This is a genomic window from Pseudoalteromonas sp. NBT06-2, assembly GCF_002276045.1.
Taxonomy (GTDB): domain Bacteria; phylum Pseudomonadota; class Gammaproteobacteria; order Enterobacterales; family Alteromonadaceae; genus Pseudoalteromonas.
In genome coordinates this window covers 1-17802 of record NZ_NQMR01000038.1, presented here as the reverse complement: position 1 = coordinate 17802, position 17802 = coordinate 1, and the positions used below count along the sequence as shown (strand labels likewise).

Below are 17802 nucleotides of genomic sequence, written 5' to 3'. Positions count from 1 at the left end.
TTTTTGAATCTAAAAATCATGCTGCTGAATATATAATGATATAAAAAATGCAGCATTTACATTATACCCCCCGTTACTTAAAAAAATCTTTTAAAACTAAGACTCCAATTCACAATTAAATTCAATGACATAATGAAAAAATTATTTTCGAAAAAAAACAATTACCGATAAAGCAACCGCGAATGTAAATAAATACGATTTAGATTTCAACTGTAATCACGTAAGGATGTAGTAAATGAAGTTATCATTAGTGGCCAGTGCAATAAATGCTGCCTTAATATTTTCAACCACGGTCAGTGCAAATACTGATACTCAACATACAGTAGATGAAGAGCCTCAAATTGAAAAAATCATTGTAACCGGTCAAAAAATTGCCAGGACTTTGCAAGAAACAACAACAAGTGTTGCTGTTATCAGCAGTAAGCAATTTGAACAACAAAATATATCTAGTTTTTCAGATGCACTTACCTTTACTGCAAATGCCTATGCAACACCAACAAATGACTTTAGTATTCGAGGTATAAATGGGAAAAATGTGTCTGGTGGTAATAGCTACCTAGCCAGTGTTTATGTTGATGGCGCTGTATTATCCAGAGAAATGATCAGTGGTGGCGGTTTTTCAACTTGGGATGCACAACAAGTTGAAATTTTACGCGGTCCACAATCTACACTACAAGGTAGAAATGCTTTAGCGGGTGCTGTAATTTTAAACACAAAAAAGCCAACTGATGAGTGGCAAGGTATATACAAAATAAAAAGCGGTGAATATGGTGAAAAAGAAGTTGCTGTTGGTGGAGGGTTAATAGAAGATCAACTGACTTTTCGTATTAGTGGTGAACATAAAGAGATTGACGGCTTTAATACCAATATTACACGAAATGAATCGAGTGATTTTAATGAAGATGACCTTATTCGAGTAAAGTTTTTACTGACACCTGATGCAATTCCTGATCTTGAAATGCAATTAAGCTATACCCATGCCAAAAACACGCGAGGTACTTTCGGTATTTTTGAGCCTGATTCTGGTAGCCCATATAACCAACGTTTTACCAATAACAATGATAAACAAGAGCAGTTTTTTGATGCCGATCTCTTAACATTAGCTACAGAATATCAATTAAACGACAAATGGAGTATGACGGCAGTTACTGCACATTCAGACGTCGACTCTGGGTATGACTGGGACGGTGATAACGGCCCTGAAGATAAAGGGACCCGCCTTTATAATGCTGATATTGAAACAATCAGCCAAGAGATCCGCTTTAATTTTGACTATGAAAATTTACAAGGGATTGTCGGTGGCTATTATTCAAATGAAAAAATGCAGGTACTACCCAGCTAGCTCTATTAAATAGTCATTTAATGCCCGATCCCGCGAGTTACCAAGGTACTCCGTATCAGGGTATTATTCCTTTAGTCACAGGTATCAATGACTTTATTCACAGCTCAATACAAAATGCGAGTAAAAACAAACCATTAGTTGATGCTGATTTTAATACAGTATTACCTAAAATAGGCGTTAGCTACCATTGGTCAGAAGATTTAACCACGAGCTTTACTTTTCAACAAGGCTATCGTTCTGGAGGTGTAGGTACAAATGATTCCAATGGAAAATCATTTCAGTACGATCCAGAATATACCGATAATTATGAACTATCGTTACGTTCTAGTTGGTTAGATGGGGCTTTAATTGCGAATGCCAATGTTTTTTATGTTGATTGGACAGATCAACAAGTTATAGCACAATTATCAACAAATACTTTTGATACAGAAACAGGTAATGCAGCTAAATCAACTTTAAAAGGGTTTGAATTAGAAATGAATTATCAGCTAAGTCATCAACTTAAACTCTATTCAGCACTAGGATTAGCAAAAAGTGAGTTTACTGACTATATCTTACCAATCCCAGGAGCTGACGATATTGACCTTTCAGGTCGCAGTTTTGCTGACTCACCTAAATGGACAGCTACTTTAGGTGGAACCTATGTTGCTGACAATGGTTTTTTTGCCGACATAAATGCAAATTATGCCAGTGAGTCACCTGCAGAAGTTAACCCATACGCTCAAGGTATTTCTGAAAATGATCCCGATTTTGATCAAAATAATGACAATCGTACTTTAGTAAATATGCAACTAGGTTATGAATGGAAAAATATAGGTGTTTACCTTATCGCACGCAATATTTTAGATGAAGAATATATAGCACAAAGAAGCACTCGATATATTACTTTAGGTAAACCTAGACAAATTGGCTTAAGTGTTAGAGGTAGCTTTTAATTAACGATATCAGTTAACTATAAAGTAACTTAATATAAAGACGCTATATTGCGTCTTTTTTTATGATGACTGATTAAATTATGCTCTTTACTCAGACAACCACACTTTTAAATAGCGCTATTATTACGAAACCTAAAACTACTTATGGCATATTTTATGTTTCGATAATTCGAAAAAAATATATCTGTATGACTAAAACGGCGTACCAAAAAGTCCATTAAACTGTGTAGGAAAATCAAACATATTGATAGCTTGATTGTCTAAACGAATTTTTAATATTGCTTTTAAATCTTTTACTGTACGGCAGTTTGCTATGCGATCACTTATTTCATTACATTCAAACTTAAGCGCTGTTATTTGATTTTCCATATTAGCAGTTATAATTGCTTTACTTCGGCCATTAAATTGTTGCCAAACTAATGTTTCAGGCGTTCTACTTTGTTTTAAATCACTAAGCTCTTGATTTAATTGTGCCAGCTTAGCTTGTAATAAAGGTGTTAAGTTTTCCATTGTTTTACTATCAAACTCAATATCATCATTAAAATGCTGTAAATAAAGCTGTAATAGCGTGAAGCCATCTTTATTTTTTCGAGCTATAGAAAGTTGCTGCATTAGCTCGTGTTTGTGTGCTTTTTTGATAGCATCGAGCTCTTTATCTGGATGTAATTTAGAAGCTAAACGCTTATACATTTTATTTAATTGGCTGCCTTTAAATAACCGATCTAACTCTTGTTGTTGCTGTTTAACTTTTTCATCATATTGTGAAAAATATTCATTTTTTTGTTTAAATAAATCATCAAAAAAACTACTTTCATCGTCATCATCTGAAAAATTATTTTGATAAAAATCATCATCATCAGGTGTTTCATTATCACTAAATTCAGCTTCTAATTTATCAATATGCTTTTGTAATTGATTTGGATCAGCGGCAATTTCACGTAGTTCTGCATCAGTAAGTTCAATTGCACCATCAAACGACGTTTCAATTATGCCACGTAAATCATCTAAAGCATCGTCACTTAATTTTGAAACTTTGTGTGTATTGATATCATTTATTTTTTTCTCTAAAACGTGTTCTAATTCTGCGACATTTAAATCGCCAGTAAAAGGGCTATTATTTAAATAATGTAAATCTTCATAGATCCAATCTAACAATTCATTACGCTCATAATCAGCTAACGTTTTACGACTAACAAACTGTGTAAAGTGCTCAATTTGTAATGCGATGTTATAGGCTTGTTTATGCTCTATGGGTTCAACTTTTTGTTGGAATTCGCTAAAAATTTTATCCCGTTTTTTTTCAAAATTAAGGTTTCGCTTTTGATGTTTTTCTATTTTTGTCCATAGGGTTTGTAATTCATTTTGTTCTGAAGCTTTGGATTTTTTTTCTTTTAGCATACTTAGAAAGTGGCTTTTACTCATTGAAAGTGCCTTCATATATCTTATTTTTTAGAACTGATATTGATATTAAATCGAATTAAAAAAATAATCGAATTAAATATTTTAAACATTATTAGCGTTTAATCAGAAACCGTATCCCAGCTTTATTGTAAAACATTACCATCTAGCATATATTGGTAGGTGACACCTCATTAATGACAATAAAATTGCGAGTTAAATGACACCATAAAACACTGTCAACTTCAGTTAAAAGTTTTCATTTATTTAATTACTTTGCCAAGCTTGCTTTAAAAATTTCTAAGCTGTCTGTAAGGCAGTGAACACAAAGTTTATCAATGCGAATAAAAGAGAAAAGGAGTCAAACCAGCTCTCGAGATACCATAAATATCAGCCACTACGCTTCTAAGGGACCATGGCATACATAAACCATATTTTAATTTTTCCGCATTTAAACATAGTAACCAAAGTATTATGAAGCAAGTCATTTAACCCCTTTTACTTTATTTTTCGTCTCCTGTTTCGATACCCTTAAGTAAAATATAAATTTTATTTTTTCTTTCTAAAGTCATAGGCAGATCCTCGCTATTTTATATAAACTAACTCTTAAAAATCAGGGTATTTAAAAGCAATGCCTTCGAGAGGATCTATTCCTGAGATCCCAAGACTAGGTTTTGTTTGGCTAATTTTTGGCACTCCGGTACTCTTATCGAGAAAAACATGAATATCCCAAAAACGGCCATGATATAATCCAAATGGTCCATAAGGTTGGATCGGGGAACCTGCAGAAGCGCCAACCCATGGCTCTGAGGGAGGTGTTTCAAAAAAGCTCCAATCAGAAAATGGATGTACTCCTTGTTCATGAAAAAACCAGTCTTTACGAGAGAGGCATAACCCAGGTACGACAGGTCTATTTAATGGTTTGTACGCACTAGAATAGGCCCAACCTACCAAAGTCATGGGATAGTCAAAGTGAAAAGGATCGGTTGTATCTGTGGCTGAATTTGGTTTATAGATTAATAAGGTCGGGCTCCCACTATAACGTATGGTGCCAAGAGCACCTGAAGGTTTTGCGATTGCGACACCCAAATCTGCAAAACTTACCGCTTGATGTGTTGGAATATGGTAACCACGGAAAAAAGAAAGCAGCATGCGCTCAAAGTCATTATTCAGGGTTTTAAATCCCCCAACCATAGCCAAAACCCGCTTTTGATCTAGGATTAGAGATTGTCGCCGTTTTATTTTTGAAGTGCAATTAGATGAGCCGGCTGGAAGGTAAGGAGGCACATAGTTGAAACTTTGACTTATTGAATTTTTATTTTTTAGATCAAGTTGTGTCCCATGCGCGTTAACGTATGCTGAGGTTATTGTTAACGTTAATGCTGAAATAAAAATTAATTAAAACAATTTTATTGCCTGATAGAAAAAATCGAAAATAGATTTAAATAAGATTAGCAGGCAAGGTTAATATAAATAGAATCAAAAAAGAAAAAAGACAAAAAGAGGTCAAGTATTATGAAGTAAGTGATTTGACCCCTTTTCTCTATGGGAGCTTAAGTACCTCTTATTTTAAATATCGATTTTCGTGAACTAAGGATTTATAATTTTTTTCATTTATACCAACTCTATTATTACGAGTAAGTTAATGAGCAAGTTTTTATAATGATAAATTTTCAAGAACAAGGCGCTTGATTGAGTAAGCTGGCTATTAGGATTGAAAGCAACGAGGATATTGGAATATTTAGTTCATTTTGCGCTAAGTTGATGTTTATTTGAATCAATGAGCTGTCGAATAAACAAAAATTTTGAATGTGGAATAATAGTAAATTTATAAATAAATTAAGTGGCGAGAGTGACCGTCGACACCAATGCGTAATAAACTAATTTAATTCAACTTAATTAAAAGTTAAAACTAAAAATGTTACATGTAATGTTACTAAAGTAAAATATCACTCTAATAATTCTCTCTTTTGGTAAGAATTTATTGAACCAGTATACACTTAGCATATCTCAATATTTGGGAATAGATTACACGGAGGCAACTAATTACTTTGTATAATTTTACTGCCTTGATTTTATCCAATAACTTTCAGTTAATGACGACATTTTAATGCACCATTATTAGTACAATAAATCGGGCAAACAAGCTTCGTGCTTTCGTTGAATTTTTGCTATATCTTTCGTTATTATTTCATTACCCGTTAAAATTGCTGCCATCATGACAAGCCATTTGAGGTTTTGATAAGTTGTATTAGTAGTGGTACGGGATAACCAAAAGCATGCCTTTGATGGGTGTGAACGCCACCATGAACAAATGAATTAAGCTCTTTCCAGGAGATATCTCTAAAGTTATTTAGCATTGTTATAGCTCGAGCTGGCACTTTACCTTCGATTGCTTTGAGCATTTCACTATTATTTGGTTTTTGCTCTGCACTATGCGATAGCTCTCGTAGATTTTTAGTGGTATTTGCTATCTTTGCATCACTAGCAGCATAAAATAACCAAACAGCCCGAGTTAGAGACTCAAACTCTAGCCTGAGCACTCCTATGGCCGTTGTATAGTTACCAGATACCATTAATTGCCTAGTACTGTCATTATATGGACCATAATCAAATATTTGATGTACCTCGGCTGTAAAATCTGCTTATTTTTTAAGTCAGTCTTCCATGAATTTAATCCTAAATATTAAAATTTAATACCTTCAAGTTTTTTAAATTATTTGTATTAAAAAACTCCGTTTGCTGCCAAAACGACAGCACTTTTAACACATGTTGTTTATTAAAATCCATCTTATGCTTTCTGTTACCTTTATTTATTCATCATTTATTTTAACCATGGCTGCTTTGACTTGCGCTATGTGTTCTATAGAAACCAAACATACACATTAACCAACTAGCTATAAACACGCTAGCTTTGTCTTAATCTTCTTGTTTGAACGGTAATTACCGCCAACGGCCCTAAATCAACATATTCATATCAAAACTTGAAATAGTAACTTGATGAGAGCCGTGCTCGTGGATATTTACAACGGCTTCAAGTAAATTACCTTGTGTATAATGGATCATCAGAAATATTACACTAAATTTTTAAATTGATTTTTCAGAATGAATTTTAAGAAGCCATAGTCTTTCAAATTTTTGTCCGCGATTTCAGCGCGCATTTTAGGTATGTTTTTATTCATAAATGCATCAATAAAGACATCAAATTTCACAAAGTGGCTATGTAGTAGATTAATTCGTAACGTTTTAACATTGGCATTACTATGCGCATTTAGTTCACACTCCCCCAAACTGAAAAGTTTAATTGTTGTTAGCGCTTTTTCATAACGGTAGCCCTGCTCATGCTTCGGCGACAGCTCTAACACTTTACGTCCACTTAAGTCGTGCCGAACAACGAGTTCGAAAAGATCAAAGAGGTCATCATTTATAGGATTAACAATGAGTGGTTGTTCATTACTAATCTCGGCAGGATTTGTAGCACGAACAGGATTATCTCCAAACAACGGAAACTCGCACCCTTTATAAATGTTATTGCACTCAGAACACATTAAAATATAATTTTCATGGGTCAGCGCTAAAAATGTATAATATTTTTGAGGACGATAGTGATCAACCGTACTTTCAATGATGCACTGTTTGGTTTTCCCTCTACTTGGTCGAGATAACAACTCACCAACTTTTAAAGAACATTCGCAAATGGGACACTTATGATTAGTGACACTAAGGTGAACCTCTTGAAATTTAGCCCATTTATTACTATTGTTAAAATTAACTAACGCTGCAGGATAATCCGCATGGTCGTACAAAACCGACATATCAATCATTAAATATGTCCCCAAACTCACTTAAAAACTGCTCCATTTCAGCATCGGTTGCTTTCTCATATTCTTCAAGCCCAACATTTCTATTTTCTTTTAAAAAGGTTAAAAATTCGAAGTATTTTTTGTTGTAAACAATATCGCCAGCTAAGCTGTTTTCTAATAAGCTAGCTATTCTTGCTAGTTCTAATTTCTCATCATCGGTTAGATTACCTTCATCTAATTTTAATTCAGTGAATCTTTTAATATCATTTTGCATTTGACTACCAATGAGGGATGATAGGTTAAAATGTTCAAGCAGAATCGAAGATATATCTAGATATTTAGTGCCCGTAGCACTATTTTTAACATGTTCATTATTTGCTTCTATGATACCAATTTCATCCTGCTCTCTATTTAATAAAATCAGCGGGTTATGGGTCGCTATTATAATTTGCACATTTGGGTTTAATTCTTTTATTTTATCAATAAAAGTGGCCTGCCATTCAACATGTAAGGATGTTTCAGGCTCGTCCATTAATAATATAAATGATTCATCTCTCTGTAGAACAACCGTTAAGAATATAATTAATAATTGTTTTTCACCGGATGACAGCTCGGTAACCTTAATATGCTTTGGTATATCATTGTTAATTAATTGCACCATCATAGGTGCAGTTTCATGGTTAATATCTAAAGATTTATTAGTGCCAGAAAAGAATTCATTAATGATTTTTGAAAAAGAGACAAGTGGGCCGTTAATATCACTGGTGACTAAATTAATGTCTGTTGTTAATGTCTGCAAGTGTGTAATTTCATGTGTATAACCTAACGCTAAATCGCTAATAATTTTATCTCTAAGCTTTATTTTATTACCGATATTTTTATTAACTTCTTGTGTTAACCCTCGCTGGAGATCGCCAAACTTAGCCATTAATTTAAGCAGTTGATTATCAAGTTCAAAAAATTCTTTCTGCTCAATGTCTAATTTATTATCAAAGGTATTCACCATTACTAAGTTAATGTTAGTTTGTGACTTACCTTGAGTAATGACTGATTGTTGTGTCTCACCATTATCAAAGGTTTTTAGAATTGTTAACTCAACATAAGGAGAGTTAAATCTCTCTAACGTTTCGTTATCATTATGAATACAGGCATCAATAAGCTTTAAAATGGTTGATTTTCCGCAACCATTTTTACCAATGAGTATGCTAACATCATCTCCTAGTGACCATTCAACATTATTAACACCAAATATTTTTTTAATAGACACATGGGTAATTTCTGTCTTTATCGCTGTTTTAAGCTCAAGCGCACCGGATTTTAGTAACAATGCTTTGATATCGTTCTTAAATACATTAAATGCTTCTTCATTGCTTCTTTTTGGCAAAAACATATTTAAGATCTGGCCAAAAATAAAGTCCTTACGTTCTTGATTTGAGCCTCTGCCATTTTTATCATAGGCTTGTTTCCACAAATATTGCTTATCAACAATAAAATTAATGTTTATATAATCAATTAGTTGTTTGGAAAAATCTTGTTTTATAATATTCTGACTATCTAAAACTTCCGACGAAAGATCATCTTTTTGTAAAAAAAGATTAATTTCACGCATAACAAACATCAAAATCCAACTGACTGGTTTTAAATGTTTATATTCAACGCCAAAATCTAAAAGACGTCGCGACAGGGCTTTTATCACAGCCCAATGTTCATTTTCAATTCTACCTTGCACAACGTCTATTAGTGCATCACTGTTGAAGCTAGAGAACAATAAGTCAAAGTCATATTCCAGCGGCGTTAAATTCTTTTCTTCTGCTTCAAAGATACTTTTAAGCAAGTTTTGGATTGATTTCTTAGACTCATAATTAATATTTTTATCAAGCGCACTTAATTTATAGGTGTCTTTATTTTCAACGGAGAAAATGATTTGTTCTTTTTTAAGGGCATTTCTTAAATTATTAAGATTACGCCTAAAATAGGCAGCTTGATCGACTTGCTCTAGCTTGTCTGTTTTTGAAAAAACCAGTCTAAATTTATTTTGATAACCATTTAAAAACAGCCCTTCTATCGCACCATGTCCACCGGCAGCAAAAGGGGAATTGGCGTCATCAACCAAGACAATATTATTACAGTAATTAAAGTAATCGTAATGGCGTGCTGATAAGGTATCAACCTTTTCACCCAAAGAATGTCCTATGCCTTCACCATCAAGCAATAAAAATTCTAAAGTTGGCTCTAACCATTCGGCTAACAAGTTGCCTTCTATGCGAACATATTCTGCCAATATCGAAATAGATCCCGAATCATGACTTAATAGTTTTTGGGTTTTAATGAGAAACTCTTCTTTATCCTCAATATTTTCGATAACAATCGGATCATCACTAAATAACTTATGTTCGTTACCACACGCTTGGCGAAAGTTGCCCTCTATTTCGTCAAGAATATTATCTACAATGTTTTTTATGGTGCCGATAATTGTGGGATTAGTAAGTAATGTTTCATCATTAATATTTTTATAGTTAATAGACGGCAATACTGTATTGATAATTTGTTCAGCAATTTTAACAAATGTTACATTGGTGACCATTTGATTAAGTTTAAATCTTGCATCAGGTGATTGCTCTAACTCAAAAACAACATCATCAACGACACTATTATCTTGTTTCGCTTTTAAAATAGCCCCTTGAATTAACTCTTCTATTTCAAACTTTACATCTTTTTCTTTTTTGAGGATGATAGTGGTTTTAAATGCTTTGTTTTTTCCGATTAAATACTCAGTTGGCGCAATAGTCGTTCTGTTCTGTGACGTAACAGGAAATTTATACTTTTTAGAACCAATGATGTGTTGTACTAGTGATGTTTTACCTGCACCAGTACAGCCAATCAAATAGATTTTTTTAACTTCAGGTGGCGTTCCTAAAATGTCTTGTATTTGTTTAAACGTTCTCATGACGACCTTTCTTAATATGTTCTAATTAATATGTTATTCATTGTCTATGTTAGCTATTCTCAAATGAGCAATAAGCTAATTATTTCATTTACTTTATCAAAATCACCTGTGTCATGCCAAATAGGTTTTATATTACAAACCATTAGTTTCTGTTTTAATGCATTGTATTCTTCAGTTGATTCAGGTTTTTCAATAATAGCGAAATGATCTGCCACTTTATTAGCACCTTCCTGTTCAACTATTAATTCAAATGTTTTAACTGTACGGTCTGTAATCAAACTACAACCGATAAATAAAAATGAATGACTACGATATAAGCGACTTAATAGCTGTGGTAATGGATAATCCATATTCACCATCTGCTGATCACTTTCACTATATGAAACGCGATACTCAGATTTAGTAAATACTCTATGTTCCGGCTTGTCGATATTGCCATGAAGTTTTAATAAGTAATGATCACCTCGAGTCATTGCTTTAATAAAAGTATGCGGATTATTTAAACCAACCTCTTTTTCAGTGAATGACAATGACTGACTGCTATAACAGTCTTCAATTACACGATCAAAATTTGTCGTAATAACACATGCTTTAAATACGTCTGGTAATAACCAGACGTATGACAATTCAGGATCAGCATGATCAAAATCTTGTTGAAAATAAAATTCAAACTCACCAATTCCAGGTTCCTTTGTTACTAGTTCAAGTAAATCTTCATATTTATACTCTGCTAGATATTTATTTACAATAGAGTCTTCAATACCCACTTCTTTCGCTTTAGTTACAAGGTAATTCCGCCAGCTCATACAACCTGCGCTAATAGATGCTCCCGCACCAATAAAAGGGGTGATTTTATTAGCACGTTGCGCTTTTAATAATTCATTAAAATTTTGTTTATTCCGAGGGAACTGACTGGTATTAAGCACTTCCTCTAGACGATTCAAACGTATACGTTCACTCTCCTGATTATAAAGATGTGGGTCGCCATGAAATAAAGCCAAGCTTGATTTAGCTAAAGCGACGGGAGCATCATCACCTTTTTGAAAGTAAACTGAAAACCCAGACTCATCATCATCTAATATTTCATTCTCAGATTTAAAATCATGATATTTTTCTAACGCATCTAATAATGGTTTTATTTCTTCTTTAATTTTTATTGCATTAGCCATTATTTAATCCTTAATTAATAGCATTTTCTACCACAGCATCGACGAGGTGCAGTTGCGTGGTTTGGGAGTCAGTTAGGCGGGCTTTGAGTTGCTTACACAAAGCCATCAGTTCATCGACTTTAGCAACGATACGCTGTTGTTCGTTTGACGAGCAAAGTGGGAATGGCATCATTTCTAGTTGCTTTGTAGATATATGAGGAACACCGTTACTTCTACCAGGATCAATTGAATTCATAAATAGATCCGACTCTAACCATCTTGATAAGAAAGCAGGTGTAACTATATCGGCTAAACTATGGAATTTTGCCACTCGTTGAAGTAATAAGCATGGCAAGTCAGTTGTTTGTATAACGGCATACTTTAAGCCAGTATTGATAATTGGACGATCTAAGGAAATAACAATATCACCTGCCTCTAACTCAAACCGACTATACTCATCAGCCATTGTTTTAGGTATACATGCTGTTTCAAGCCACTTGGTTTCACCATGAGCAATGTTAATATTTCTTAATAATTTAGTTCCTTGCTCTTGAAACCATTCGCTTTTGAATGCAAAACCATTAAGAAATCTATAAACATCTCCCAACCTTACCCAATCCCAATTGCGAGGTAGTCCAAACGGCTTTTCCTCATCTGTGATCTCAGGCAACTGTTTTTGTTTTTTTATCTTCTTATCCGCGATAAGTTGGGCTTTTTCTTTGGCTATTTTTTCAAGTAATACACTTGCTGATTCATCGTTAGAATTTTGTGGTACGAGCTTGCCCATGACCGCTAGTTGTAAGATGGTTTGTTTTAGTTGCTCAATGCTGTGTTCGGTGGTGAACAGTACGTCAAAGTGCTCAACGATACGTTGCCAGCTTGCTTGAAAGTCATTTACGCCTTTACTTTCTGTAGCAGAGCCTTCAGCGCTTTTTGAGGGAGAAAGCAATAAAGAGCCAAGCAGCACTTCAACCAAAGTTTGCTGTGCAGACAGGCTTTGTTCGGTTTGTTGCTCTAATTGGTCACACAAGGCCATCAGTTCATCAACTTTAGCGACGATGCGATGTTGTTCGGCTAATGGTGGTATTGTTACAACAACTAAATTTGCTTCATTTCTATTTAAACCAGGCTTAATACCTTTACCAAGTGTATCTAAACCAAAGGTATGGAACTGTAAAAAAGCAAAATTTAAATTAATTACTGATGGCGGTACAACGCTGTATGCAACATCAGTCACCCAACAGCCGTTTTCATTACATAAGTTTAGCGCACCAGCAGATCCCTTTCTACCAATAACAATACAAGGTTTTTGCACTGATGGATGATTATGCGAACCCACGACACCATTAGAGCCGTACACATTGTATTCACCAGAGTTTGAACGTTTGGGTTTAGGCAAGTTATCACCATATTCCAGAACATATACGTTACCAAAGCGGGTTTTCTCCCAACCATAAGGCAGTTCAAACAATTCTTCTTCATCAGTTATTTCAGGTAATACTTTAGTTTTCTTGATCTTTTTATCAGCAATTAGCTGCGCTTTTTCTTCAGCAATCCTTTCAAGCAATACACTAGCAGGTTCATCACTGGCATCTTGCGGTACTAACTTACCGCGCACGGCTAGCTCTAAAATAAGCTCACGTAGCTTTTTAATACCACTTAGCTCTATCTTTTTACTTGAACCACGACCTGTGGCATTGCGCTTTTTAATGGCACTTGTCCAAACATCAATGTTGTCGGTGATCAATTGTTGAGCATCTACCATTACTTAACTGCTCCATCATTTTCGTCACCACCAGTAAGTGCCGCAGATAAAATACCTTTAAGCTGCTCGCGTAGTGCTTGAATATCGTCTTGCTGCTTGGCGTAATCGTTTAAAAGCTCTTGTGGGTCATGACTGATAACTTCACCCACATGTGGGTTTTTAATATCAAGGTTAAAGTTACGGGCAATAATTTCGTCAATACTGACTTGCCAAGCTTGTTCGGTTTCAACACGTGATGCAAAGCCATCGGTCTCATCGCCCCACCAGTCAATTTCTGTTTGAAACTCTTCAAACTTCATTGGTTTAGTTTTGTTGTAGTTTTTAACACCCTCTGGATACGGATGCTCGTAATACCACACTTTTTGTGTTGGTTTACCCTTAGTGAAGAATAATATATTAGTTTTAATACTGGTATACGGGGCAAATACGCCATTAGGTAAACGCACAATAGTGTGTAAGTTACATTCTTCGGTTAATAGCTTTTTAATTTTGGTTTTAACACCTTCACCAAATAAAGTACCATCGGGCAATACTACTGCCGCACGGCCGCCGTTATTTTGGCCATCAGTTGGTGACGCTAGTACTTCAATAATTAACTGTAAAAATAAATCCGCGGTTTCACGGGTACGGGTTTCCGCCGGGTAGTTTTTTTCAATACCGTCTTCTTCGGTGCCACCAAATGGCGGGTTAGTAACAATCACATCGTATTGTTCGTCCCAACTTGAAAGCGGTTTATTTAAGGTATTACCATGTTTAATTTGTGTTGGTACTTCAATGCCGTGTAATAGCATATTAGTGGTGCATAGTAGGTGCGGCAATTGCTTTTTTTCGACCCCATGAATTTGCTTTTGCAATATAGGTAAGTCAGTGGTGTTGTCTTTTACATGGTTATTTTTTACATGATCAAAACTACAAGCTAAAAAACCACCGGTACCACAAGCGGGGTCGATGATGCTTTCACCCAATTTTGGATCAATACGGTTTACCATAAAACGCGTTACTGCACGTGGGGTATAAAATTCACCGGCATTTCCGGCACTTTGTAGGTCTTTTAATATTTGCTCATATAAATCACCAAATAAATGGCGTTCGTCTGAGTCAGTAAAATCAATTTCGTTTAGCTTGTTGATCACTTGACGCAGGAGTGTGCCGTTTTTCATGTAGTTAAAGGCATCGCTAAAGGCTTCTTTCACCACAAAACCACGCGGATTTAAGTCTATTGGGGCAATTAGGTTTTTAAGTTGTGGAAATAACTGGTCGTTGATAAAAATTAATAATTCTTCGCCTGTGATACCTTGGTTATTTTCAGCCCAACTGCGCCATAAAAATTGCTCAGGGATCGGTGTTTTATAATCATCAGCTTGTTCAAATTCGAGTTCCTCTTCTTGGGCATCAAATATTTTTAAAAATAATAACCAAGACATTTGCCCTAAGCGCTGAGCATCGCCGTCAACACCGGCATCTTTGCGCATAATATCTTGAATTGATTTGATCACTGAACTAACTGACATGGACTTCTCTTTTATCGCTAATAAACCGAGTTAATGGTGGTTTTATTCGCTTGTTGTTTATTAGATTTTGATTAAATTATTTGATACCAAACTATGTATTATTTAGCTTATGGGTATCAAACTATTATGTATGTTTATTACTGGTGAAACTCTATTTTCAAACAAGTCTTAAACAGTATTAGATTAAGCAGTTTGGCTATTTTCGATATACAATTTTTGTTCAAGTTCACTTATCGCTGCATTGTATTTTTTGGGCCCACCAAAGGCTTTTTTTGCAATTTCGAGCGGGCGACCAAATGGTACTATAGCGTTGGCTTTTAAGGCATCTTTGCCTTCTATCGCTTGTACACCGTCATCGGCATAACCGTCGAGTAAGGCATTTAATACCTTTTGCGCTACTTCTGAATACTTAGTAAAGTAATTTCGTTTTTTAACATTTTCGGCACGTTCTTTACGGGTTAATGGCGGTTGGTCATAAACCACATGGCAGATCAGGTCGAACGGATCAAGATCTTTGCTTACATCTTGCTCTAATGCTTGCCAAATCACGCCTTCATTGGCTAATTCGTCAATAATGGCCTGTTTGCGGTCGGCATTTTGCCATTTTCGGGTGAAATCATCTAGTGATGAAAACTGTTTTTTAATGGTATTGCGGGTGTAGTCTTTAAATGATTCGGTGACCAATTTTCCATCGGTATCGTAATATTGTACCCGTTCAGCTATTTTTTTAACGGTAACACCGGATACCTGAAATTTAATAAAGCGTTTTTCGTCTTCACCCCAGTCTTGATCTGATTTTTGTGTTGTATCGTATTCAGAGCCTGGTTGCTGTGGCTCATTTAATTGATCTTGCTCGTTGCCCTGTTCATCAGGGTTCTGATCTTGCTCGTTATCAGCAGCATTAAATTCATCTTCAAATGAATCATCATCTTCATCGATTATTTTATCTGCTTTAGTGATCATGATTTTTTCAGGTACGCCGTCAAAGCGGTCATCGGCAAATAGTTCGGTAGCTTTTTTAAAGTCTAAAATAGTGAACCACAGTTTATTATATCTATCGTCGATACGTGTACCACGACCTATGACTTGTTTGAACTTGGTCATAGATTGAATGTTTTGATCCAATACTACTAATTTACAGGTTTTAGCGTCAACGCCAGTAGTCATTAGCTCTGAAGTGGTGGCAATAACAGGATAGGCTTTTTTAGGATTACAAAAATTTTCTAACTGAGCTTTGCCTATTTCATCGTCACCGGTGATTTTCATCACGTATTTGTCGTTTTTGGCAACCTGTTCGGGGTTTAGGTTGATCAGAGCACGGCGCATACGTTCGGCATGGTCAATGTCGTTACAAAATACGATGGTTTTTGCCATAGGATCGGTACGCTTTAAATAGCTGGTAATGGTTTGTGCCACCAACTCTGTACGTTCTTCGATTACTAAGGTACGGTCGAAATCCTTTTGGTTATAAATTCGGTCGTCTATCACTTCACCATTTTTATCAATTTGCCCTTTGGTGGGTCGCCAGCCTTGTAAATCTACGTCTAAATCTACCCGCACTACCTTGTAAGGTGCTAAGAAACCATCTTCTATGCCTTCCTTAAGTGAATAGGTATAAACTGATTCACCAAAGTAATCGATATTTGATACTTCATCGGTTTCTTTTGGTGTTGCTGTTAAGCCTATTTGGGTTGCTGAATCAAAGTATTCAAGAATTTCCCGCCATGCACTGTCTTCATTTGCACTACCACGGTGGCATTCGTCAATTATTATTAAGTCAAAAAAGTCTCGGTCAACTTGTTTAAAAGCTTTTTGGTGCTCTTCGGGGCCTGTTAATGCTTGATATAAAGCTAAATGAATTTCGTAAGCGGGATCTACCGTTCGCTTAGTCACTTTGGTCATCGCTGGTCCAAAAGGTAAAAAGTCATTTGTTTTTGATTGATCAACTAAGATGTTTCGGTCTGCTAAAAATAGAATGCGTTTCTTTTGACGTGATTTCCATAATCGCCAAATAATTTGAAAGGCGGTATAGGTTTTACCTGTGCCAGTTGCCATTACTAATAATATACGTTTTTGATCATTTGAAATGGCTTCAATACTTTTATTAATGGCTTGTAATTGATAATAGCGTGGCGCTTTGCCACTACCATCATCATGGTAATCTTGGGTAATTAAAGGGAGCTGTGTTTCGGCAAAGCCACGATAAGTACAATATTTTTGCCATAATTGTTCAGGTGTTGGAAAATCAGATAACTGTATTTGCGATTCAAGCATTTCCGGGTTGGTTTTATCATGAAATATAAAGCCATCTCCGTTTGTAGCAAATATAAAAGGTACTTCTAGCAAGCGAGCATAATCTAACCCTTGCTGCATTCCTTTAGCAATATCATGTTTATTGGCTTTGGCTTCAATCACCGCAAGGGGCATATTAGGTTTGTGATAAAGTACAATATCAGCCGATTTAACCGTTTTGCGTACACCTAGTTGACCACGCACTATCACTTTACCATCACGAAGTTTCACTTCCTGACGAATTTGAGTCATAGAATCCCAACCGGCATCTTGTACCGCTGGCATGATGTATTTAGTGATTATATCGGTTTCGCTGAGCTGCTTTTTATCCATGATGTGACCTTGAGAACTACCCTATTCCATTATGCAACATATAAGGTGCAGTAATTGTTACCTTTTGTCAATATATTATACAATTTGTAAGTGGGTTTAGTGATTGAAATCAAAGATAAATATTACTAAATTATAAGTTGTTTGATATAAATAATCTTAAACCACAATTGAACATCACGAATTTTTCAATATATGCCTCAGGAGAATTAGGAATATTTATAATATGGAGAGCATTGCTGGTTTAAAACCTTCAGAAGCGAAAAAATCATCTGTAAACTTTAAGAGCTCTTAGATGGGCTTTCTATCAGGGTGGGATCGCGCATTTCTG

The 17802-nt window shown here is 35.2% G+C and carries 11 protein-coding genes; 2 read left to right on the top strand and 9 right to left on the bottom strand.

What is annotated here, in order from left to right; genetic code table 11:
• Positions 1-235: 235 nt before the first annotated feature.
• Both CJF42_RS09900 and CJF42_RS09895 read left to right on the top strand, forming a co-directional pair.
• Positions 236-1342 carry a TonB-dependent receptor gene (locus CJF42_RS09900; RefSeq protein ID WP_095366534.1) on the top strand — a complete coding sequence of 369 codons (1107 nt, stop codon included), beginning with the start codon at positions 236-238 and terminating at the stop codon, positions 1340-1342.
• A 20-nt stretch (positions 1343-1362) separates the two neighbouring features.
• Positions 1363-2277: a TonB-dependent receptor gene (locus tag CJF42_RS09895; protein ID WP_095366533.1), complete on the top strand. Its 915-nt coding sequence runs from the start codon at positions 1363-1365 to the stop codon at positions 2275-2277.
• A gap of 192 nt (positions 2278-2469) precedes the next feature.
• Here the strand turns inward: CJF42_RS09895 and CJF42_RS09890 are convergent, their stop codons facing one another.
• From CJF42_RS09890 to hsdR, 9 genes are all read right to left on the bottom strand, one after another.
• Complete coding sequence (locus tag CJF42_RS09890; RefSeq protein ID WP_095366532.1) at positions 2470-3699, bottom strand: hypothetical protein; 1230 nt, start codon at positions 3697-3699, stop codon at positions 2470-2472.
• 582 nt (positions 3700-4281) lie between these two features.
• On the bottom strand, positions 4282-4869 hold the full coding sequence (locus tag CJF42_RS09885; RefSeq protein WP_095366531.1) for a hypothetical protein: 588 nt from the start codon (positions 4867-4869) through the stop codon (positions 4282-4284).
• Between the two features lie 1022 nt (positions 4870-5891).
• Positions 5892-6251 (bottom strand): DUF6988 family protein, encoded by a 360-nt coding sequence (locus CJF42_RS09880; RefSeq protein WP_252097578.1) that lies wholly within the window; start codon positions 6249-6251, stop codon positions 5892-5894.
• Between the two features lie 498 nt (positions 6252-6749).
• The gene (locus CJF42_RS09875) at positions 6750-7499 is read right to left on the bottom strand and encodes a hypothetical protein (RefSeq protein WP_095366530.1); all 750 of its coding nucleotides are present in this window, start codon (positions 7497-7499) and stop codon (positions 6750-6752) included.
• Positions 7492-10425: an AAA family ATPase gene (locus CJF42_RS09870; protein WP_095366529.1), complete on the bottom strand. Its 2934-nt coding sequence runs from the start codon at positions 10423-10425 to the stop codon at positions 7492-7494. Before CJF42_RS09870 ends, CJF42_RS09875 begins: the two co-directional genes overlap by 8 nt.
• A gap of 59 nt (positions 10426-10484) precedes the next feature.
• Positions 10485-11594, bottom strand: a complete 1110-nt coding sequence (locus CJF42_RS09865; protein WP_095366528.1) for an SIR2 family protein — start codon at positions 11592-11594, stop codon at positions 10485-10487.
• Between the two features lie 10 nt (positions 11595-11604).
• Positions 11605-13338 (bottom strand): restriction endonuclease subunit S, encoded by a 1734-nt coding sequence (locus tag CJF42_RS09860; protein WP_095366527.1) that lies wholly within the window; start codon positions 13336-13338, stop codon positions 11605-11607.
• A complete protein-coding gene (locus CJF42_RS09855; RefSeq protein ID WP_095366526.1) occupies positions 13338-14849 on the bottom strand; it encodes an N-6 DNA methylase in 1512 nt (503 codons plus the stop codon). Before CJF42_RS09855 ends, CJF42_RS09860 begins: the two co-directional genes overlap by 1 nt.
• A 183-nt stretch (positions 14850-15032) precedes the next feature.
• The gene (hsdR, locus tag CJF42_RS09850) at positions 15033-17474 is read right to left on the bottom strand and encodes an EcoAI/FtnUII family type I restriction enzme subunit R (protein WP_095366525.1); all 2442 of its coding nucleotides are present in this window, start codon (positions 17472-17474) and stop codon (positions 15033-15035) included.
• Positions 17475-17802: the final 328 nt, after the last annotated feature.